Genomic DNA, 21,668 nt, shown 5'->3' on the forward strand with positions numbered 1-21,668 from the left:
TCTCGCAAACTTATTTACGCCCTTTTTTGAAACTATTTTTTAATACACTGGTTTTGTGATTGTTGTTATTGAAAGTTTTTTTTAATCTCTCAAGAAAATAGCTGAGTTCAATAAAACATCTTTCTAAATACCACATCTACTCAATACAAATACAACCTAGCCCTGATTGAAGCAGTTACCTTGTAACGCAAAAAGCAGGAATATGGATTACAAAAATGCGCTAATGATTCGCTCCTAATTAATCAAAACGAATGGTTTTGGCAGGAGATATTTTAGTAATTAAGTAGGAAGGTATTAATAAAACCAACAAACAGACAAGGACTGTACCTACATTAAGAGCAAGGATATAGAGTATATTAATTTCTACAGGCGCTTCATTTACATAGTAACTTTCTGGATTTAGTTTAATTATTTCAAATTTCTTCTGAATAAGTAATAATCCTATTCCTATAGTATTACCCCAAAACAAGCCTCTTAGTATTAGGTATAACGAATTGTATAGAAATATTTTTCTTATTGACCAATTGTCTGAACCAAGTGATTTAAGAATTCCTATCATTTGAGTTCTTTCTAATATCAAGACAAGTAATGCCACTACCATATTAATAGTAGATACGATTACCATTATGATAAGAATAACGATGATATTAAAATCGAATAGTTTTAACCAGTCGAAAATATAATAATATTTTTCTACAATAGTTTGTGCATTTAGTGTTGAAGGGATTTCTTTGTAAACTTGCTTGCCTTTTTCGTCTATTTTGGTAAAATCATCAACAAAAATCTCAAACGAACCCACTTGATTTGAGTTCCATTTATTTAGTCTTTGAATGTGACGGATATCTCCGATAATAAATGCCGCATCAAATTCTTGAAAGCCGGAATTATAAATGCCTACAATTTTAAATCTTCTGCTTTTTGGCAACTTACTATCTCCTTCGTTTAGAAAAAAAGTATTGAAACTATCGTTTAATTTCAATTTTAATCTGTTGGCTAAATATTGTGAAATTAAAACTTCTTCGTTTAAATTACTTTTTAGTTTGGGCAATCTACCTTCAATTAAATACTGTTCTAAGTATTCCCATTTGTAATCTTTACCAACTCCTTTGAAAGTTATTCCTTCAAAATCTGTTTCGGTTCGTATTATTCCTAATTTGGTTGCTACTGCTTGAATATGATTTACACCTTCAACAGCATTGAACTTTGGGTAAAACTTTTGGCTTGTAGAAACAGGTTCTATACTTCCGTCGGACTCATTTCCGTTAAAATTAGAGATTATTATGTGTCCGTTAAATGCTGATACTTTTTGGCGTATTTTTTGTTGTAAACCTATTCCTGTTGCAATTGAAACAATCATCATAACAATACCTATTGCAATAGCGGCTATAGCAATTTTTATTATTGGAGCAGATATACTACTTTTATGGTCTTTAGCAGCAATTAGTCTTTTGGCGATGAAATGTTCTAAATTCAAAAGTTTTGGTTTTGTTGCAAAGATATTTCTTTTTAGGACAAAGAGACAAAGTTAATTTAAATTATAAAATGATGAAATACTTACTATCAACTTGTATTCTTTGTTTAGGATACCTCACAATATCCTCTTCATGCGGATTAAATAGACATTTTGAAAATTCAAGAAGAAATACTGAAAAAGAAGTAACTACTTCATCAATAAAAACTGGAGCCGATAGATATTCTTTTTATTTACCTTTGTTAAGAGACAAAAAAGTTGGTGTGATTACAAACCAAACTGGAATTTTATCAAATAATGTTCATTTAGTTGATTTTCTTATCGAGAATAAAATTAGCGTTCAAAAAATATTTGCTCCGGAGCACGGATTTCGCGGAACTGCAGATGCAGGTGAACTAATTAAAGACGGAAAAGACACTAAAACAGGTTTACCCATAATTTCACTTTATGGAAATAACAAAAAACCAAAACCTGAACAATTAGCAGGAATTGATATAATAGTTTTTGATTTGCAAGATGTTGGTGCACGATTTTACACCTATATATCCTCTTTACATTATATAATGGAAGCTTGTGCTGAAAACAATATAGAATTAATGATTTTGGACAGACCAAATCCTAACGGGACTATTGTTGACGGACCGATTTTGGAAAAAGAATTCACTAGTTTTGTTGGAATGCATCCAATTCCATTGCTTCATGGAATGACTATTGGCGAATATGGAAGAATGATAAATGGTGAAAAATGGTTGAAAAATGGAATTCAATGCAACTTAAAAGTTATACATTGTATTGATTACAATAGAGAAATGACTTATAGTTTACCTGTGAAACCTTCTCCTAATTTACCAAATGACCAATCTATAAACTTATACGCTAGTTTGTGTTTGTTTGAAGGAACTAATGTAAGTGTTGGCCGAGGAACTGAAATGCAATTTCAAATATATGGTTCACCCTATTTACCAAAAAGTGATTTTAGCTTCACTCCCATTCCAAATTTTGGAGCTAAAGAACCTGTTTATAAGAATCAATTGTGCTTTGGTGAAAATTTAACTTCTATTCCAAAAGTAAATCAATTGGAGCTAAAATGGCTGATTAAAGCTTACAACACAACTTCAGATAAATCTAAATTCTTTAATGATTTCTTTACCAAATTGGCCGGAACTAAAAAACTACAACAGCAAATAATTGATGGTGTTTCAGAAATTGAAATCAGAAAATCTTGGGAGAAAGGATTGAATGATTTTAAGGAAATGAGGAAGAAGTATTTGATTTATAAGTAGAAAATAGAGAAAAGAATATAGAAAATAGACTTCTAAACTACTATTTTCTCTTTCATTTTTTCCACAATATTATAAGCTGCAGGACAGATTTCAACATTTTTCAAAGTTAAATCAGATATCTGTTGGAACTTTTTTCTATCAGTATGTGGGAATTCTCTACAGGCTTTTGGACGAACATCATAGATAAAACATTTATTATCTGCTTCTAAAAAAGTACACGGAACACTTTTCAAAACATAATCTTTATCTTCGTCAATACGCAAATATTGATCAATAAATTGTTGTGGTTTTTGTTTGAAATGCTTTGAAATTCTCTCAATATCTGCAGATGTAAATAGTGGGCCGGTCGTTTTGCAACAATTAGCACATTCTAAACAATCGGTTTTTTTGAATTCGGCATCGTGTAAATCTTGCATTACATAATCCAAATTTTTAGGCGCTTTCTTTTTCAGCTTATCGAAATACTTTTTGTTTTCGTTATGCTTATCTTTGGCAAGTTTTCCGAGTTCGTTTAATTGAGGCTTTAGCATTTAGTTTAATTTCTGATGCAAATTTAAACAACTTGAAACGTTAAACCTGAAACTTTACAAAAATGTTAGATTTATTTGGAAAAGCAATTCTCGATTTTCAAACCAAAAATTCGCCTGAAGACATTATCACAGAAACCAATATTTCGGAATCTGATGAAATGGATGTCGCTTATCTTTTTCGTTCGTATAAAGAAATGCCCAAATTAGAAAAAAAAGCCCTTCAACTCTCAAAAGGCAAAGTTCTTGACGTAGGTTGTGGTGCAGGAAGTCATAGTTTATATCTTCAAAATGAAAAAAATCTAGCCGTAACTTCCATCGATATTTCTGAAAACGCTATTCAAACTTGTCAACTTCGTGGTTTAAAAAATGCTAAAGTTCAAAATATTTTGGATTTGGGAATAGATTCTGATAGCCATCAGAATAAATTCGACACCATTTTATTATTAATGAACGGAACAGGAATTTTCGGAACATTAGCAGAAACTTCTAAATACTTACTAAAACTAAAAAGTTTGCTAGCACCAAATGGTCAAATTTTAATAGATTCTTCTGACATTATCTATATGTTTGATGAAGATGAAGATGGCTCTAAATGGATTCCTGCAGATGGTTATTACGGCGAACTAACATTTACTATTTCATATAAAAATCAAACTGAAGAAGCATTTCCGTGGTTGTATTTGGATTATAATACGTTACAAAATGCAGCTTTCGCAAACGATTTGCAATGCGAATTAATCGAAGAAGGAAAACATTTTGATTATTTGGCTCGTCTTTTTTAGAAGCTATTTACTTCGTCAGTCGCAAGCTCCTGTCCAGCTTTCCACTATATCTTTTCATTTGTTGCCTTCGAGTAACCTCAGGCAACAAATCACAGAATGCCGTTCCAATCTGGGCTAAACTATCAGTAAACTTTAATCAAATCGGTAGTTTCAATAATATCAGTAATCGCTTGGTACAAAACTTCTAAATCTTCTTGAGAATTATACACATTCATCGAATAACGCATATAAATCTTATCATTCAAAGGCATAATTGGAATTTGAATTTTATATTTTGCATACAACAACTCTTTCAACTCCATAGGTTTTTCAGTTCTTATTGGAATACTTGCCATTTGACCAAGAAATTCTTCTGAAATCGGACAAATAGGCTTAGTATTTACCAAATCACAAAAACGATGGTAATTTTCTAAAACTATTTTTTTACAAGCTTTCGACTTTTCTTTCCAATTATTTTGCTCTAAAAACTCAATGACTTTTGGCGTACACAAATACGCCGAATGGTCATTTGTACCTTGATATTCGTGATAATCTAAAAACTGGCTATCACTTGGAGCCAAACTTTCGTAACCCCAACTTACTATTAATGGATCAATATCGGATTGAAATTCTTTTTTAACATATAAAAACGAACTTCCTTTTGGAGCCAACATCCATTTGTGCAATGTTCCAGTATAAAAATCGGGATTCAATTCTTGTATATTCAAATCAACATGACCTGGAACATGAGCGCCGTCAATAATGGTAATTAATCCAAGTTGTTGTGCTTTATCACAAATTTCTTTCACTGGAAAAATCAAAGCCGTTGAACTTGAAATCTGATTCAGGAAAATCACTTTAGTATTAGAATTATAACCTTTCCAAAATTCCTCTAAAATCTGTTCTTTAGAAATAATTGGCAACGAAATTTCTTGACGAATATATTTCGCTCCTGAATTTTTGCAATAGAAATTCCAAGTTCTGTCCATGGCGCCATATTCGTGATTGGTTGTTAGAATTTCATCTCCTTTTTGAAGATTTAAACTTCTCATGATGGTATTAACAGCAAAAGTTGGATTTGGTGTAAAAAAGAAATCTTCTTCATTACAGCTAATGAATTTTGCCAAAGGTTTTTTTGCTTCTTTCAAACAAACTGGCAACTTCTTCTGAATAAAATGCACCGGTTCTTGCTCCAACTCCAATTGCAATCGTTGAAATTCTTCAAAAATAGGTTTGGGACAAGCTCCAAAAGAACCGTGATTTAAAAAAGTAATGTTATTATCTAAAAGAAATACCGATTTCATAAATTATATTTTTTGTAAAAATAAAAAATCCCACTAACAATATTGCTAATGGGATTCTTGTTTTTTTTGCATTTTGATTATTGCATATATTTCATCATCATCGATTGAATTTCTCCTTGCAATTCCATCATTGATGCTTGAGATTTTTCCATGATTGCTGGAGCTTTCTCAGACATTTTTTTTCCTACTGGACTTTCATAAAATGCTAACATTGCTTTAATATCCTCTTTTGAATATTCTTCCATGTAAATTTTTGCAGTTAAATCATTAGCTTTTGCTATAAGTCCATCAAACTCAACTGAAAAAGCTGCTTGTTTATCTTCAGGAATATTTGCTAAAATTTGTTTTTTATAAGAACTTAGCCCAGAGCCACTTCTTTCAATTACTTTCAATACATCTTTTTTGAAAGCTTCATCAACAGCTTGCGAGAAACCAAATTGAGCTACTAGTAGCAAGGCGAATGTTAAAATAAGTTTTTTCATTTTTTTTGTGGTTTTAAATTTTTTATAAATATATAATTTTCAATTATTGTGCCAAAATAAATTTGAGTATTTCTACACAATTTATAAGTTGTTTAATTATAATAAATGTTACAAAAAGTTAAAAAATATTTTTCTACTCTGGAGGAGTATCAATATTTATTGGCAAAGTAAATGTGGTTTTTACATTTTTACCATCCTTTTTCGCTGGAGTCCATTTACCAGAAGTTAACTTTAATACACGAATCAATTCTTCTGCTGTTCCATGTTTTAAATCCTTAACAATTTTAAAATCACTTAAAGTTCCATCCTCGTTTATAGTAAAACCAACAATAACCTGTCCTTTTAAATTTGGGACATCTGGTGTGTTGTAATTTTTCTTCAAAAAATTATAAAACTTACTCATTCCTCCTTGAGTTTTATTATTTATAGAATCAGAAGGAAACTCATTTAATGGTTTATCTACTTTATTTGTAGCCGCTTGTTCAGTTCTATTTGAAAGCTTAAAGTCTAATGGGAACTTTATTTCAACATTTATGGTTTTTCCACCGCGTGTTGCTGGCTCCCATTTTGGAGCACTTCTTAAGACTCTTACAATCTCGGTAGCAGTCTCAACATCTACAAATTGAACCACTTTAATATTTTTAATTTCTCCAAGTTCATTAACTGTAAAAGCAGTGACCATTCTTCCCGGCTTGCTAACTTTAGAAAAATTGAAATTTGCGTTTATATAATCATAAAATTTATCTAAACCGCCTCCATTGAACTTAGCTTCTATTCTGTCTCCATTCAAATAGACTTCATCTTCTCCTCCAATTTGAGCAAAAAGACTTGATGAAAACAGTAAAAAAAATACAATCCATTTCATTTTTAAGGAATATTCAAATATTTATGAGTTTGCAATGAAACCCTCCATTTCGGATTTTTCATTACATAATCTACAATAAGCGGAGTCATTTCATCTTTTTTACTCCATTCTGGTTGAAGAAAAAGAATAGCATTTGGATTAACTTTTTCTGCTTGTTCTTCGGCAAAAATAAAATCGTGTTTATTGTAGATAATTACTTTAAGTTCATTAGCAATTTCATAAGCGCTTTCAACTGGAAGTTTATTTTTCTTAGGAGAAAGGCAAAACCAATCCCAAGTTCCTGTAACTGGATAGCATCCTGAAGTTTCAATATGAACACGAAGATCTTGTGATTTTAATTTTTGAGTAAGCGGATTCATATCCCAAGTTAATGGTTCTCCTCCTGTAATCACAACTGTATCTGCATACTTTTTGGCATTAGCTACAATGACATCTGTTGCTGTTGGAGGATGAAGTTCTGCATTCCAGCTTTCTTTTACATCGCACCAATGACAACCTACATCGCAACCGCCAATTCTTATGAAATATGCTGCTGTTCCTGTGTGAAATCCTTCACCTTGAATAGTATAAAATTCTTCCATAAGCGGAAGCATTTCACCTTTATCGACAGCTATTTGTATGTTTTTTTCTAACATTTTTTATTAAAAATACCTAAAAGATTTTGGAAATCTATTAGTATAAAAATTATTTCTCTCTTATGTAAATATCAATTGGTACACCAGAAAAATCCCAGTTTTCACGAATTTTATTTTCAAGGAAACGTTTGTATGCTTCTTTTACATATTGCGGCAAGTTGGCAAAAAACACAAACTGAGGAGTAGGTGTTGGCAATTGCATACAATATTTAATTTTTACATATTTCCCTTTCAATGCTGGTGGCGGATGATTTTCTATAATTTTCAACATATAATCGTTGAATTTTGAAGTAGAAATACGTTGTGCTCTGTTTTCGTATACCTTTACTGTTTCTTCTAATGCTTTCAGTAAACGTTGTTTTGTTAATGCCGATACGAAAATAATTGGCACGTCGGTAAAAGGTTGTAATTGTTCACGGATTTTGGCCTCATAATCGCGAGTTGACATCGTATCTTTTTCTACCAAATCCCATTTGTTTACAAGAATTACAACACCTTTTCTGTTTTTCTCAGCCAGCCAAAAAATACTTTGATCTTGACCTTCAAATCCTCGTGTAGCATCTATAATAAGAATACATACATCTGAATGTTCAATGGCACGAACTGAGCGCATTACAGAATAAAACTCTAAATCTTCTTTAACTTTGGTTTTTCTTCTAATTCCGGCTGTATCCACAAGGTTGAATTCAAATCCGAAACGATCAAACTTTGTATCAATTGCATCACGCGTTGTTCCTGCAATATCTGTTACAATATATCTATCCTCACCTATTAATGCATTTATGAAACTAGATTTTCCAGCATTTGGACGACCTACTACACAAAAACGTGGTAATACAATTTCTTCTTTAGTTGGTTCTGGTTTTACTGGAAAAGCATCAATCAATGCATCTAGCAAATCACCTGTTCCACTTCCTGAAATACTTGCAAATGTGAAATATTCACCTAATCCTAAGTTATAGAATTCAACTGCGTCTTTTTCACGCATGGAATTGTCTACTTTATTTACAGCTAATAAAACTGGTTTTGTAACCTTACGAAGTAATTTTGCAACAGCATCATCCATAGGAGTAATTCCTTCTTCGACATCTACAACAAATATGATAACATCTGCCTCATCAATAGCTAGTTCTACTTGTTTTCTAATCTCTCCTTCAAAGACGTCATCGCTTCCGCGAACATAACCTCCAGTATCAATTACGGAAAACTCTTTTCCGTTCCATTCGCTTTTACCATAGTTTCTATCTCTGGTTACACCAGAAACTGAATCTACAATAGCTTCTCTTCTTTGTATCAGCCTATTGAAAAGGGTTGATTTCCCTACATTAGGTCTTCCTACTATCGCAACAATGTTATTCATAATGATTTTAAAATAAGCTGCAAAGGTACTACTAATTTTTTTTTTTCTTACCTTAGTATGGTAGTAATACTAAAAAAACTATGTTTTAATGAATTTGAATGTTAAAATTTAAGTAATGGAATTGGATAATACTATCGTGCTTCGTCCACGATTTCAAAAAGATGTTTCTATGTCAATGAATGAAATTATTGAACATGCAACAAAAATTAAAGAAGAAGTCAAAAATGATTATCGAGTAAAAATATCAGATCATCATATATTTTTATTCATCACTTTAGCCAAACGAAAGTACTATTCTCCACATTTACATTTAGAATTAGAAGAAAACGAAGATAAAACAACACATGTAAAAGGACTTTTTGGACCAGACCAAACAGTTTGGACTTTCTTTATGTTTCTACATTTCTTTATTGCTGGTGTTTTTTTAATTTTTATGATGATGGCCTATTCGCATTGGACATTAAAACAATCTACTACTACTGACTTTGTAATTATGGGATTGATGGTAGTTTTTTGGTTTGCATTGTATTTTCAAGCTAGAGTTAACAGAAAAAAATGTCAACCTCAAATGCACAAACTTGAAGAATTAACCAACAGAATTTTGAAAGATAAAATTTAAGACTACTTTTGATTATACCCGAAACGTCTTAATTGAAATTGACTATTTCTCCAATCTTTATTAACTTTCACGAACATTTCTATGTGGATTTGTTTTCCGAAGAATTTTTCTAAATCTTCACGAGCTTGCATTCCGACACGCTTTAGTGCTGCACCCTTATGTCCGATAATAATACCTTTTTGGGTATCGCGTTCTACCATAATAACGGATCTAATTCGAATGATTTTATCATCTTCAATAAATTCTTCCGTTTCAATTTCTACAGCGTATGGGATTTCTTTATCGTAGTTTAATAGGATTTTTTCGCGAATGGTTTCGTTAACAAAAAAACGTTCAGGTTTGTCTGTCAAAGCATCTTTAGGATAATATGCTGGAGATTCTGGAAGAAGTTCTAAAATTCTTGCAAAAACTTCTTTTACATTGAAATTTTCCAAAGCAGAGATTGGATAGATTTCAGCGTTTGGCACTTTCTCTTTCCAAAGTTCGATTTGCTCTTCTAATTGCTCTTGATCTGATTTATCTATTTTATTAAGTAACAGTAAAACTGGAATTTTGGCATGGATAATTTTATTGAAAAAAGCTTCATCTTTAAGTTCTTTTTCTCCAATTTCAACCATATAAATCAAAACGTCGGCATCTTCAAAGGCAGATTTAACAAAATCCATCATTGATTTTTGCATTTCATAAGCAGGTTTAATAATCCCGGGAGTATCAGAAAGTATTACTTGAAAGTCATCACCATTAACAATTCCGAGAATTCTATGACGAGTAGTTTGAGCTTTTGAAGTAATAATTGACAATCTTTCACCAACGAAAGCATTCATTAATGTTGATTTTCCAACGTTTGGATTTCCTATAATGTTTACAAAACCGGCTTTATGCGACATTTATTTAATTTTAATTTGTTGCAAAGGTAGTTATATCAAGCGAATAGTAGAAATAAAAGATTTTTTTAATTTTTTTGTTGCGAGTATCGATATTCGTTGTATATTTGCACTCGAAACAGCGCGGGATAGAGCAGTAGGCAGCTCGTCGGGCTCATAACCCGAAGGTCACAGGTTCGAGTCCTGTTCCCGCTACTAAATAAACCCTTTCAGAAATGAGAGGGTTTTTTTGTGCTTACTATATCGCAAACAAATCGGAAGCTTTTTTGACAATTCTTATTTCAAATTACACTTTGATCCTGAACCAAAACGTTGATTCATTATAAAATGCTATTGAAAAAAAATACGTACCTTTGCATCGAAATTGGTATTCTTCTTTTAAAGAAGTGCCCAAAATTGCATTAGAAAGGGAGAAAAAAATTTGTAAAAAAAGGCTTCTCACACCTATTAGGTACAGGTTCGACTCCTGTTATTGCTACTAATAAAAGTCATTACTACATAAATGACTTTTTTTATTTTTACCTTATGAATATGAAAAAAATTGTTGAGTACAGAGCGTTACTCAACGTTACGAAAGCGGCGACTTTAAAAGAATTAAAGACTATTTACAGAAATAGCATGAAAGATTTTCATCCTGACACAATTAGTGATGAACAGGAGCGCCATGAAGCCGAACAAAAAAGTATTGCTTTTATTGAAGCATACCATTTTCTAGTTAGTGTAGCACCAGAAACTCTTGAAAAAACTAAAGCGGAATATGTAAAAACTACTACTACCTCTAACATTCAAGATTTTTATTTTGAAAATAGCGTTTTGTATGTAACTTTCCTAGACGGAAATACTTTCGAGTATTTTGGTGTTCCTAAACAAACTTATATAAAAATGGTCAATGCAGAGTCGCCGAGCCGATTTGCTAGAAGACACGTTTATAACGCATTTATTTACAGGAGCGCAAGCAAACTTGTAGCTACCGAATAAATTCTACATTCCAATAATTTTATTAGTAGTATATTTGTACTGAATTGATAAAAATTTGACTGTAAACTATTTAACTCTTTTTCTAGTTGAATAGTTTACAGTTTATTTGTTTAGGTATTGATTTTTATATTGATCATTTTTTTAGTGAAATTTTATATATTTACCTTTAAATCAATTCGTTAAATTTTACGAAAGCTATTTTAAAAATTATTGTTATTAGAATGAAAGCTATTTCATTTTTCTTACTACTATTTTCAACGGTTATTTTCGCATCGCCTATTGATGAGAAAAATAACCCGCCTGCACTTATACCATTATCAGGCACTTATTCTATTCCTGGGGATTTTGCCAGTATTAATGACGCCGCAATAAGTTTAAACACCAATGGAATTTCGGGCCCAGTACTGTTTAATGTTGCTGCTAATCATACCGAAACAGCTCCTGCAGGAACAAGCACAACCATTACCGGTGGAATCATCTTCAGAATCGTTGCTGGGACAAGTGCTACTAATACGATAACTTTTCAAAAAAATGGTACAGGAGCCAATCCTCTCATTACGGCAGGAGCCAACCATTTTGCTGGCGGAATCATGGATGGTGTAATCAAAATAATAGGCACTGATTACCTAATTTTTGATAGTATTGATGTGATTGAAAATCCTTTAAATACTGTCTTCAATCCGATACCAAGTAACAACATGACAGAGTTTGGCTTTGCTTTTTTCTATGGAAATCCAACTGCTACAGCCGATGGGGCAAAAAATAACATCATCAGAAATTGCAACATTACATTAAATAACAATGGCACTAATTATCAAAATACGTTTGGCATCTATGCTACGTGTTTAACAAGCGACACCAACGGATTAAACTTAGCTAGCATTACTTCAATAGCAGGTTCTAATTCAAACAATAAACTTTATAGCAATATCATAAGCAATGCTAATTTTGGGATCACTATCGTTGGCTCCAATACAGCCGCAGCAATGGATACCGATTGGGATATTGGTGGGACATCAACTTTATCCGGAAACACGATACTTAATTTTGGAATTGGAAATGGTGCTCTTACGTCTTTATATCAGAAAATCGGAACTAGCGTTCACGGAATTTTAATCAATCAAGTAGCAGCAAATACAGTATCTTATAATTCAATTACAAGTACAGCAGGAACATTAGCTGGTAGTGTAACTATGTGCGGTATTTTACTTGGCTCAACTGCAGCATCAGTGCAACCAGACGCAAATGTTTCTTCTTGCAATTACAATACAATTAATCTAAACAATGCAGCGGGTTTCGACACGTTTGGTATTTGGTCACGATTAGCCAGTGCAACTTCGGATAAGTTTTTAAACAACAACATCATCACTATACAAAATACTACCACAACCCCAATTGCAAGTAGGTTTATGAGAGGAATTTGGCAGGACGGAAATTTGAGACTGTTAACTATTTCGGAAAATACGGTAACACTAAGTTATGAAAATGCGAATAATGATCATACGGTAAATTTTATTCAAGCCGATATTAATACAGCATCGAGTAGGATTATAAATGGCAATATTTTAAGAACACCTTCTGGAAGCTCATTAAGAACATCTGGGGCAATAAATGGCATTTCGCACAGTGGTATTTCAAGCGGACTACTAAACATAAACCAAAATACTATTGAAATTGATAAAGGAAGTGTTTCCTCAATAGCTAATTTTTTTGGAATAAGTAGTACAAGTACTTCAAATGCTATTAGTTATGAAATTAATTTCAACAACATTACGTTAATAGCTTCTTCTGGAGTTAATGCTAATACAACTATTAGAGGAATCAGCAATATTGATGGATCAGTAACTTTAAATAAAACCATAAGTTCAAATATTGTTATAATCAACAGCAATAATACTGGTGGCACAACCGGCGGAATCTATCTTGAAAGAACCGGAATTGCAACGATAACTAACAACTCGGTCACCGTTAGTAATTTTTCATCCGTTTTATATGGAATATTTCTAAATACATCTTGCACTACAAATAATTTAAGTAACAATAATATTACAATTTCTCCTACCAATCTTGCAGTATCGGTTTCAATTTCTGGTATTACAAACTCTGTTGGAACAGCTAATTTTATCAATAATCTAATAACGCTCGCACCGCAAATAAGTACTACAGCAACTATAACGGTAACGATTACAGGAATTAGTAACTCTACTGCTAACGGCAATATAAATAACAACGCAAGTATTTTAATTGCACCGCAAACCACCTCTAACAGTGGTGTTGTTAATTTTACTTCTATCGGAATATCAAATTTTGGATCAAATAGCCAAATTATCAACAACTCCAATATTCAATTGGCGCCTTCAACGCAATCGGGAGTTGCTACTTCGAACGGGATTTTAAATTCTGCAGCTAACAGTACTATCAATACTAATACAATTGTCGCAAACGCTACCGCAAGTTTATCTACCACCATTAGCGGAATTACGAATAGCGGTGCAACTAGTACTATTAGCAATAATAATTCGCAAGTACAACTAATTGTAAGTCAACAAAATGGAACTACTAACGGCATTGTTTCTAGTAACTCTGGAAATCAAGTAAGCAACAACATTGTAAACGCCATTTGCACGGCAGTTGGCACTAGTAGCTCAAATGGTATTCGAAATAGTGGCACAAATGCCATTATTACAAACAACCCAGCAATAAGTGTAAATGCAATATCGTCTGGCACAAGTTCTTCCTCTGTCGGAATTTCTTCAACCGTAAACAGTACTATTTCTAACAATAGTATGACAGTAAATTCTCAAGCATCAAATCTGTCTAGCGTTTCTGGTATTATTTCTAATGGAACGATAACTAGCAATACTATTTTAATAAGTTGTACGGCACAGCAAGGTATCGATCCATCGGCAGGAATTCAAACAACTGCAACCAGTACAATATCTAATAATTTTATTACAACTAATCTAATTACTGCAGCAGGTAATGCTATTGGAGGTGGAATAACTAATAATGGCATTGCCTCCGTAATTTCTAATAACACTTTAGATGTAAGTATTGTTTCCAATGGTAATCAAGCTACACTTGTATGGTTTTCGTACATTTATGGTATAAGAAATGCAAGCACCGATTGCTTAATAATGAATAATACGATTTCTCGAGTTTATGCTTCGATGGGACGAGGAACAACATTGTTTGAAGCCTCTGGAATACTTTTAGAGACATCAGTTAACACTATGGTATCGGGTAATATTATTAGTAATATTTCTTCTAATGGAACCGCGAACAACCGAACTTACATAAGCGGAATTTATGCATTAACTGGATCTCTAAATAACACTATAAAAAACAATAGAATATTTAATGTTTCTCTAAACAACAATGTTACAGGAACTAATCCAGGTCCTGGTTTTTCAACTGGATTACCAGTTCCTGCAAACTGTCAAGGTATTTGGATAAGGTTATCATTTAACGCTACACTAAACAACTACAAAATTTTTAATAATCATATTTCAAAACTTTACAACCCTAGCTCTTCTAATTTGGGTGGAATCTTTGGATTAACTTTATCATCTAGACGCGTTAATTACCTTGTTTACAATAATACTATTGTATTGGGTGATAATACAAATCAAATTACAAGTAATATAACTGGTGATTTTGGCGCAGCAGCAGTAGGTTTTATTAACAGGATTCAAGACGGACTAACCGATTTAAAAAATAACATTCTTTATGTAAATGTGCTTCCGAAAGGAAATGGATATGTATCGGCACTGGCTGCAATAAAAGGCCATGATTTAGATTTAACATCTTTACTCACAAATCCAGGGCAGATTGGTATTCGACCACCAAATTACAATACTGCTTCAAATAATAATTTGTTTTATGCACCATCTGTTCATAACAGACGCTCATATTTTTATTGTGAAGGAGATGGATTTGGTTCTGAGTTCAACCGATTTAACATAAACCATAATACTACAGCTATTGACGATCCAAATATTAATGTAGTGGCTTATTCTGGATGTGTTAGCAAATACAAAACTTTAATGAATGGTGGCACGAACAATTTTGGAACCGATTCAAATAGTTTTTATGATAATGTAACACTTACAGAAGGAACAGGAGTTGATGAAGGATATTGGACTCCATCGGGCGAAACATATGCTGAAATGGGTGCGCAAGTTTTAACAGTAGAATATGATTTAGATAGCAAAAACGTAAGTCGCGGAAGCAATCCAGACATGGGTGCAGTACAGTTTTCTGGCGAAATAGACACTAATCCAGTTATAACTTATGGTCCAATAGTGCTTACTGGAACATGTGGAGCAGTTCCTTCGACAATAAATTTAAATAATGTCAGAATTGTAGACACCGCTGGAGTTCCTACAAGTGGTACATTAATGCCAAGATTATATTACAAAATCAATTCTGGAGCATACATTAGCGTCACAGGAACGTTAACTTCTGGCAATGGCAACGATGGTTTTTGGAACTTTACTATGACCGGAATCACAGCAGGTACTTTAAGTTATTTTGTTATAGCACAAGATAGACTTACAAAGATTATTTCTAATCCTGATCTGGGACTAGTAGCCTGCAGTGTTAATAATGTTAGCACGCCACCAACTAGCCCTAGTTCAATTGTAATTGGTGGCAGTGCCGCAGTTTATTCTCTTGGTAGCTGGTCAGAGCCTCCTTCTATTAGCAAAGCTGTAATTTTTGAGGATAACTATAGCTCTGTTTCAAACATTGAGGCTTGCTCTGTGTTGGTTCGATCTGGAAACACTGTTGTTTTTAATAATACTCATACACTTTTAGTCCAAAATGAAGTTGTTGTAGAACCTGGTGCTAACTTAAATTTTGAAAATAATTCTAGCCTAGTACAAATCGAGAATGCTATTAATTTGGGTGATATAAATTATAAAAGAATAGCAAACGTTAAGAAATTTGATTATGTTTATTGGAGTTCACCTGTAGCCACTTTTAACCTTGATAATTTAAATATTTTAGAACCAACAGGTCCGAAATATAAATGGGAACCAATTGCTACAAATCCAAATGGCGGAATAGGCAATTGGGCTGATGCGCAAAGTAATATTATGGAAACCGCTCGTGGATACATTGTTAGAAGCCCATTGAATTACAGTACAAATACAACTGCGCCTTTTACATCTACTTTTACTGGTATTCCCAACAATGGATTTATTTCTCAAACCTTATCAAGAGGCCCAATTACTGTTTCAACTTTAGGAAGTTACACGAGTTTAAATGGTGTTGCCTTCACACCATTTGATGATAATTGGAATTTGATTGGCAACCCTTATCCATCGGCAATAAGTGCGAATCAGTTACTTTTCGAAAACAGAGAATCTAATGGTGGCATGATGGCAGGATTTATCAATATTTGGCGCCATGGCATTGACATACAAACTGGCATAAACAATCCTTTTTATGGATCTTACATTTATAATTATGATCCTAACGATTATCTGACTTATAATATTTTGGGCGCTTCATGTTGTCCTGCTGTTGGTGATTATAAAATTGGCGCAGGTCAAGGATTTTTTGTTCAAATGATTGAAGGTGCACCAGCTACTGGAGTAGTAAACTTTACTAATACGATGCGAAGAGATCAAAGTGGCCTTGTGTATGACAATTCAACATTTTTCCGAAATATTTCTACCGAATCAAGTTTACCAATTTTTGAACGACACCGAATTTGGTTAGACTTAGTGGCTCAAAATAATAAATCTCAAAGAATACTTCTTGGATATATTAGTGGCGCTTCTAATGATTTTGATTCGTTTTATGATGTTCCTGCACCAAACAAAAATGATTTAGATCTGTATAGTTTAATAGGAACCCAGCACTTAAAAATTGAGTCAAGAGCACTACCCTTTTCAAACATAGATGAAATTCCACTTGGTTATTTTGCACCTTTAGACGGAAACTACAACATCGCTATTGGAAGTATTGATGGCCTATTTGAAAATGAAAACATTTATATTAAAGATTTACAGTTAAATAGCTATCATGACTTAAAAGCGGCTCCTTATCAATTTCAATCTACATCAGGAAGTCATAATAATCGGTTTGTATTGGTTTTTCAAAATCCATCCTTAGGAAATACCGAATTTGAAACTAACTTTACTATTGATGTATATAATGACAATAAAAGCATCGGAATTAAATCAAATTTATCTGCATTAAGTGAAGTGAAAATATACGACATTAGTGGTCGACAACTTTATGTAAAATCAAATATTAACAACAAAGAAATTACAATAACTAACGTTACTCAATCTGAACAAATGCTGCTTTTAGAAATAAAAACAGAAAATGGGATTAAGACCATTAAAAAAATAATTAATTAATACAAACACTAATACAATCATGAAAAAAATAATTTTATTAATAGGCATTTTACTCGGTTTAAACTCTCATGGTCAAGTAAGTATTGGTGCTGCGCTACCGAACACATCAGCCAACTTAGATGTAACCGCAGATGACATTAATGGAAATAAACGTGGCTTACTAATTCCAAGATTGGCTTTATTAAACACAACCGATGCTTCTACTATTAATACCGGAAATGTAAACAGCTTACTAGTTTTTAATACTGCTACACAAGCAGATGTTACACCTGGTTTTTATTATTGGTATATAAATAAATGGGAAAGAGTAGCAGCAGCATCAGATATAACCGAAACAACTACTTCGCTTTCTTTTAATGTATTGAACGATATTTTAACATTCAACAATGAAAATGGCACTAATCCAGCCATTAATTTAAGTACTTTAAAAATTGAACCTTGGCGCGTTGAATTGACAAATAATCAAGCAACTTTAAACAACCAAAACATTTACCAACTTGGGAATATTGGTATTGGAACAAATGATATTATTGATGGTGCTGCTATTGATATTAGAGGTGCCGTTAGAGGCGGTACAGGAAATACTGGAGTTGTAGGATTAAATTCTGCTGCATTTGGAACTAACAATGTAGTTTCGGGAAACAATTCTTCGGCTACAGGAAGTGGAAATAACATAACCGGAAGCACTTCTGGCGCAATAGGCGATAACAATATTGTAAGCAACAATAATGCTATGGCAATTGGATTAAATAATGTTGTTAATGCAGAAAAAAGTTTTGTCGTTGGTGAGGGCAATGTGGTTTCAGGAATATTTGCCTCTGCAATGGGTCGAGAAAATATCGCAAACGGAGAAAATGCCGTTGCGCACGGAGTAAATAATCAAACGCTAGCAGACTATTCCTATACACTTGGGGTAGGAAATATAAGTGGCGCAATGGGAAGTATGGTGTTTGGAAGATATAATGTCTTAACAGGCGGAAATCCAACTGACTTTAATGTGCCAAACGACCCTTATTTTCAATTGGCAAATGGCACAAGTCCAGCAACAAGATCAAATATCATAACCGTTCTAAAAAGTGGTAGAACAGGATTTGGAAACATGAATGCACCACAAGCAACGATTCATATATTACGAACTTCAACCGATGTTACTCCTGCAATTATCGAAGGTTGTCAGGTTCACAATGATAACACAGCAGCAGCAGCAGCAGGATTGCCAGTAGGCGCTTTATATAGAACGGCTACTGGAGTATTAATGGTACGATTTTAATTAACATGAAAACTATTAAAATACAAGGACATCTTATTGGACTATTTATTTCATTATCCATATGTAGTTTTGGGCAAACTAAAACAATCAATCAAGGTGTAATGACAATAATTGGAACAGCTGGATCTGTATCTGCAATTGAGAATTTAAATTCAGGCGTTTTAACAAATGATGGTGATTTACATGTTTATAATCACTACACAAATAACGGAATTGTAACTTTTACAAATGGCTTAACCACTGGACTAACAAGAATGAGAGGTTTATTTGGATTTCAAAATATAGCTGGAACTAACCAAATGAGATGGTACAATTGTGAATTTGATAATAGTTTAACACAACCGGCTTTTCACTTATCAAATCAAATTAGTATTAGTGGGAATGCGAATTTTTTAAATGGCATTGTTGATGACGACAACTTTGGCGGACTAGCCATTTTTGAAAACTTGGCAACACATATTAATGTAGATAACAACAGTCATGTTGACGGATTTGTTAGAAAAATTGGTAATCAAGATTTTATATTCCCTATTGGAGACAGTAATTTCTTTAGATATGCAGCAATCTCAGAACCAAACACAAATACTGATATTTTTTCTGGAAAATACTTCTTTGAAAACTCAAATTTATTTTTCCCACATGCTAATAAACAAGAAAATATATCAATAATTGATGATGCAGAATACTGGCAAATAGACAAAACATCCTCTAGCAGTGATGTTTTTATTACACTAACTTGGAATCCAGTTACTACACCAAGTGCAATATTTGCTTTACCTATTGATGATATTCATATAGTTAGATGGGACGTTTCAGAAAATAAATGGATTGACGAAGGTGGAGTAGCAGATGCTTTAACTAATGAAGTAACAACGGTAATAAATCCGCAAACTGAATACGGAATATTTACCTTAGCAAGAGTTAAAAATATATTGCCTTGTAATGGAAATGCAGTCATTGTTCACAATTATATTTCTCCAAATAACGACACTGTAAATGACGTCCTAAAAATTACTGGGATTGAAAATTGTCCAAACAATAACATTTACATTTACAATCGTTGGGGTGTTAAAGTATATGAAACACATTCATACGATACAAATGGCAATACATTTAATGGATATTCACAAGGTAGAACTACCATTAATAGTAATGAAAAACTACCTTTTGGAACTTACTTCTATATCATTGAAATACTAAATGAATCTACAGGAGATACAAATAAGTTAAGTGGTTATATTTTTATAAACTAAGTAAAATATTCTAAACCATTTACAAGCTCTTTTAATTGTAAAATATTAATTTCTGAAGTCGTTACAAAAGTATTCGGACACACTCTATATCAAGCAAAGAAAACACAGCAAGACATTATATTAAAAAGAGACAATTTAAAAAGTTGTCTCTTTTTGTTTAATTAAATTTAAAAATATAAAAAATCCTCTCTTATTATAAAAAAGCAATCCTAATAGAAAAACAAGCAAAATCAATTCAATCTATTGGGTAAAAAAAATAGACAGTATACAGTCATAACAACCCTCAAAAATATCAAAATAATTCTCGCAATAAAACTTAAAAAAAAGTAAAATCATTTTAAACTTAAACTATTGCATGAATAAGATTGAAATGAAAACTAAATAAACAATCATAAAACAAAAAAAGGAGACAATAAATGTCTCCTTTTTAATTACTTATTTACAATTACAATTTAGTAATAATAAATTCAGATCTTCTGTTGGCTTGGTGTTGGTCTTCAGTACAGTTTGATTGGTTTGTTGGTTCACATCCACAATCGTTTACTAGTTGCGACTCACCATATCCTTTTCCTGTTAGTCTTGATTTGGCGATGCCTTTTTCTACTAACCAAGCTATAGTTGATTTAGCTCTTCTGTCTGATAATGCCATGTTGTATTTGGCTGTTTGACGACAATCGGTATGTGAACGAACATCAATCTCCATCGTTGGATTTTGTTCCATTACATCTAAGATTTTAGCCAATTCTACTGCTGCATCTGGTCGGATGAATGACTTGTCTAAATCGAAGTAGATGATTTTGATTTTGAAAGCCTCTGCTAAGTTGTCTCCAACTTTAACTGGTTTTACTGCTTTCTCAAGTTCTACTGGTACAAATGATTTTCCAGATTCGTCTTTTGTAATGGTTGCTGTCTCTACAGTATTGTACTCAGGCTTTTCTGTTTTGATGTAGTATTTTGTTCCACAATCAACTTTTCCAAAGTCAAACTTACCATCTTTATCCGAGATTACTTCTTGTAGTTTTTTGTAATTAGCATCTGATAATGTTACTCGTGCTCCAGAAAGTGGTAATCCTGATTCTTTATCAGTTACAACTCCAGTTAAGAATTGCTCACATTCTAGTTTCTTAGTTTCTTTAAATCTGTAGATGTCATCACCACCTTGTCCGCCATCTCTATTTGAGGTAACATATCCTATTCTTGATGATGTATTGATAAGGTAAGCAAAATCGTCTTTCGAACTGTTTAATGGTTCTCCTACGTTTTCTACTTTCTTATAGCTTCCATCAGCTTGTTCTTTAGCAACAAATACATCTAATCCTCCAAGTCCTGGATGTCCATCTGATGCAAAATAAATTTCGTTCTCATTAGTCACCATAGGAAAAGTCTCTCTTCCTTCTGTGTTGATTACATTTCCAAGATTTGTTGGTGTACCGTAACTTCCATCAGATTTTATTTCAACTTTGAACAAATCTGATTGTCCTAAAGTACCTGGCATGTTTGATGCAAAATATAATGTCTTCTCATCTGCACTTAATGCCGGATGTGCCACACTATATTCGTTGCTATTGAATGGTAACTCCGTTACATCACTCCATTTAT

At 32.8% G+C, this 21,668-nt stretch carries 16 protein-coding genes and 1 tRNA gene; 8 read left to right on the plus strand and 9 right to left on the minus strand.

The genetic code is table 11. The features are described from left to right. Positions 1–238: 238 nt before the first annotated feature. Positions 239–1,474, minus strand: coding sequence for an ABC transporter permease (locus tag ACYU7A_RS03450; protein ID WP_460574206.1), 1,236 nt, complete (start codon positions 1,472–1,474; stop codon positions 239–241). A gap of 71 nt (positions 1,475–1,545) precedes the next feature. On the opposite strand from ACYU7A_RS03450, the gene ACYU7A_RS03455 reads away from it, so the two are divergent. Next, positions 1,546–2,754, plus strand: a complete 1,209-nt coding sequence (locus ACYU7A_RS03455) for an exo-beta-N-acetylmuramidase NamZ family protein (protein WP_460574217.1) — start codon at positions 1,546–1,548, stop codon at positions 2,752–2,754. 32 nt (positions 2,755–2,786) lie between these two features. On the opposite strand, the gene ACYU7A_RS03460 is transcribed toward ACYU7A_RS03455, so the two are convergent. Next, entirely contained in the window at positions 2,787–3,284 is a 498-nt protein-coding gene (locus tag ACYU7A_RS03460) for a YkgJ family cysteine cluster protein (protein ID WP_460574207.1), read from the minus strand. Between the two features lie 62 nt (positions 3,285–3,346). On the opposite strand from ACYU7A_RS03460, the gene ACYU7A_RS03465 reads away from it, so the two are divergent. Next, on the plus strand, positions 3,347–4,066 hold the full coding sequence (locus tag ACYU7A_RS03465; RefSeq protein ID WP_396147631.1) for a class I SAM-dependent methyltransferase: 720 nt from the start codon (positions 3,347–3,349) through the stop codon (positions 4,064–4,066). Positions 4,067–4,188: 122 nt separating this feature from the next. Here the strand turns inward: ACYU7A_RS03465 and ACYU7A_RS03470 are convergent, their stop codons facing one another. From ACYU7A_RS03470 to der, 5 genes are all read right to left on the minus strand, one after another. Continuing rightward, a complete protein-coding gene (locus ACYU7A_RS03470; RefSeq protein WP_460574208.1) occupies positions 4,189–5,349 on the minus strand; it encodes an aminotransferase class V-fold PLP-dependent enzyme in 1,161 nt (386 codons plus the stop codon). Between the two features lie 77 nt (positions 5,350–5,426). Beyond that, positions 5,427–5,831, minus strand: a complete 405-nt coding sequence (locus tag ACYU7A_RS03475; protein WP_345092705.1) for a DUF2059 domain-containing protein — start codon at positions 5,829–5,831, stop codon at positions 5,427–5,429. A 133-nt stretch (positions 5,832–5,964) separates the two neighbouring features. After that, complete coding sequence (locus tag ACYU7A_RS03480) at positions 5,965–6,696, minus strand: energy transducer TonB (protein ID WP_460574209.1); 732 nt, start codon at positions 6,694–6,696, stop codon at positions 5,965–5,967. Positions 6,697–6,698: 2 nt separating this feature from the next. After that, complete coding sequence (locus ACYU7A_RS03485; protein ID WP_345092711.1) at positions 6,699–7,331, minus strand: 7-carboxy-7-deazaguanine synthase QueE; 633 nt, start codon at positions 7,329–7,331, stop codon at positions 6,699–6,701. A gap of 49 nt (positions 7,332–7,380) precedes the next feature. Further along, a complete protein-coding gene (gene der, locus ACYU7A_RS03490; protein WP_460574210.1) occupies positions 7,381–8,691 on the minus strand; it encodes a ribosome biogenesis GTPase Der in 1,311 nt (436 codons plus the stop codon). A 115-nt stretch (positions 8,692–8,806) separates the two neighbouring features. Here der and ACYU7A_RS03495 point away from each other — a divergent pair, with 115 nt between their 5' ends. Further along, the gene (locus tag ACYU7A_RS03495; RefSeq protein WP_460574211.1) at positions 8,807–9,310 is read left to right on the plus strand and encodes a hypothetical protein; all 504 of its coding nucleotides are present in this window, start codon (positions 8,807–8,809) and stop codon (positions 9,308–9,310) included. Positions 9,311–9,312: 2 nt separating this feature from the next. Here the strand turns inward: ACYU7A_RS03495 and era are convergent, their stop codons facing one another. Beyond that, positions 9,313–10,197 (minus strand): GTPase Era, encoded by an 885-nt coding sequence (gene era / locus ACYU7A_RS03500; RefSeq protein WP_460574212.1) that lies wholly within the window; start codon positions 10,195–10,197, stop codon positions 9,313–9,315. A 119-nt stretch (positions 10,198–10,316) separates the two neighbouring features. Between era and ACYU7A_RS03505 the strand changes: the two genes are divergently transcribed. The 5 genes from ACYU7A_RS03505 (at position 10,317) to ACYU7A_RS03525 (ending at position 20,069) form a co-directional block, all read left to right on the plus strand. Then, positions 10,317–10,389, plus strand: a tRNA-Met gene (locus ACYU7A_RS03505). Between the two features lie 336 nt (positions 10,390–10,725). Then, positions 10,726–11,172: a KTSC domain-containing protein gene (locus ACYU7A_RS03510; RefSeq protein WP_298304223.1), complete on the plus strand. Its 447-nt coding sequence runs from the start codon at positions 10,726–10,728 to the stop codon at positions 11,170–11,172. A 221-nt stretch (positions 11,173–11,393) separates the two neighbouring features. Next, positions 11,394–17,546: a T9SS sorting signal type C domain-containing protein gene (locus tag ACYU7A_RS03515; protein ID WP_460574213.1), complete on the plus strand. Its 6,153-nt coding sequence runs from the start codon at positions 11,394–11,396 to the stop codon at positions 17,544–17,546. A 19-nt stretch (positions 17,547–17,565) separates the two neighbouring features. Then, on the plus strand, positions 17,566–18,816 hold the full coding sequence (locus tag ACYU7A_RS03520) for a hypothetical protein (protein ID WP_460574214.1): 1,251 nt from the start codon (positions 17,566–17,568) through the stop codon (positions 18,814–18,816). 5 nt (positions 18,817–18,821) lie between these two features. Continuing rightward, positions 18,822–20,069, plus strand: coding sequence for a gliding motility-associated C-terminal domain-containing protein (locus tag ACYU7A_RS03525; RefSeq protein ID WP_460574215.1), 1,248 nt, complete (start codon positions 18,822–18,824; stop codon positions 20,067–20,069). Between the two features lie 445 nt (positions 20,070–20,514). Here the strand turns inward: ACYU7A_RS03525 and ACYU7A_RS03530 are convergent. Further along, positions 20,515–21,668: OmpA family protein (locus ACYU7A_RS03530; protein ID WP_460574216.1), on the minus strand; the 1,154-nt coding region annotated here is incomplete at its 5' end.

Source organism: Flavobacterium koreense, assembly GCF_054776075.1.

Bases quoted from the DNA above. Each gene is read 5' to 3' on its own strand.
- ACYU7A_RS03525 (WP_460574215.1), top strand. From the start codon at position 18,822: ATGAAAACTATTAAAATACAAGGACATCTTATTGGACTATTTATTTCA.
- ACYU7A_RS03480 (WP_460574209.1), bottom strand. From the start codon at position 6,696: ATGAAATGGATTGTATTTTTTTTACTGTTTTCATCAAGTCTTTTTGCT.
- ACYU7A_RS03475 (WP_345092705.1), bottom strand. From the start codon at position 5,831: ATGAAAAAACTTATTTTAACATTCGCCTTGCTACTAGTAGCTCAATTT.
- ACYU7A_RS03520 (WP_460574214.1), top strand. From the start codon at position 17,566: ATGAAAAAAATAATTTTATTAATAGGCATTTTACTCGGTTTAAACTCT.
- ACYU7A_RS03460 (WP_460574207.1), bottom strand. From the start codon at position 3,284: ATGCTAAAGCCTCAATTAAACGAACTCGGAAAACTTGCCAAAGATAAG.
- ACYU7A_RS03515 (WP_460574213.1), top strand. From the start codon at position 11,394: ATGAAAGCTATTTCATTTTTCTTACTACTATTTTCAACGGTTATTTTC.
- ACYU7A_RS03455 (WP_460574217.1), top strand. From the start codon at position 1,546: ATGAAATACTTACTATCAACTTGTATTCTTTGTTTAGGATACCTCACA.
- ACYU7A_RS03465 (WP_396147631.1), top strand. From the start codon at position 3,347: ATGTTAGATTTATTTGGAAAAGCAATTCTCGATTTTCAAACCAAAAAT.
- ACYU7A_RS03495 (WP_460574211.1), top strand. From the start codon at position 8,807: ATGGAATTGGATAATACTATCGTGCTTCGTCCACGATTTCAAAAAGAT.
- era (WP_460574212.1), bottom strand. From the start codon at position 10,197: ATGTCGCATAAAGCCGGTTTTGTAAACATTATAGGAAATCCAAACGTT.
- ACYU7A_RS03510 (WP_298304223.1), top strand. From the start codon at position 10,726: ATGAAAAAAATTGTTGAGTACAGAGCGTTACTCAACGTTACGAAAGCG.
- ACYU7A_RS03485 (WP_345092711.1), bottom strand. From the start codon at position 7,331: ATGTTAGAAAAAAACATACAAATAGCTGTCGATAAAGGTGAAATGCTT.
- ACYU7A_RS03470 (WP_460574208.1), bottom strand. From the start codon at position 5,349: ATGAAATCGGTATTTCTTTTAGATAATAACATTACTTTTTTAAATCAC.
- der (WP_460574210.1), bottom strand. From the start codon at position 8,691: ATGAATAACATTGTTGCGATAGTAGGAAGACCTAATGTAGGGAAATCA.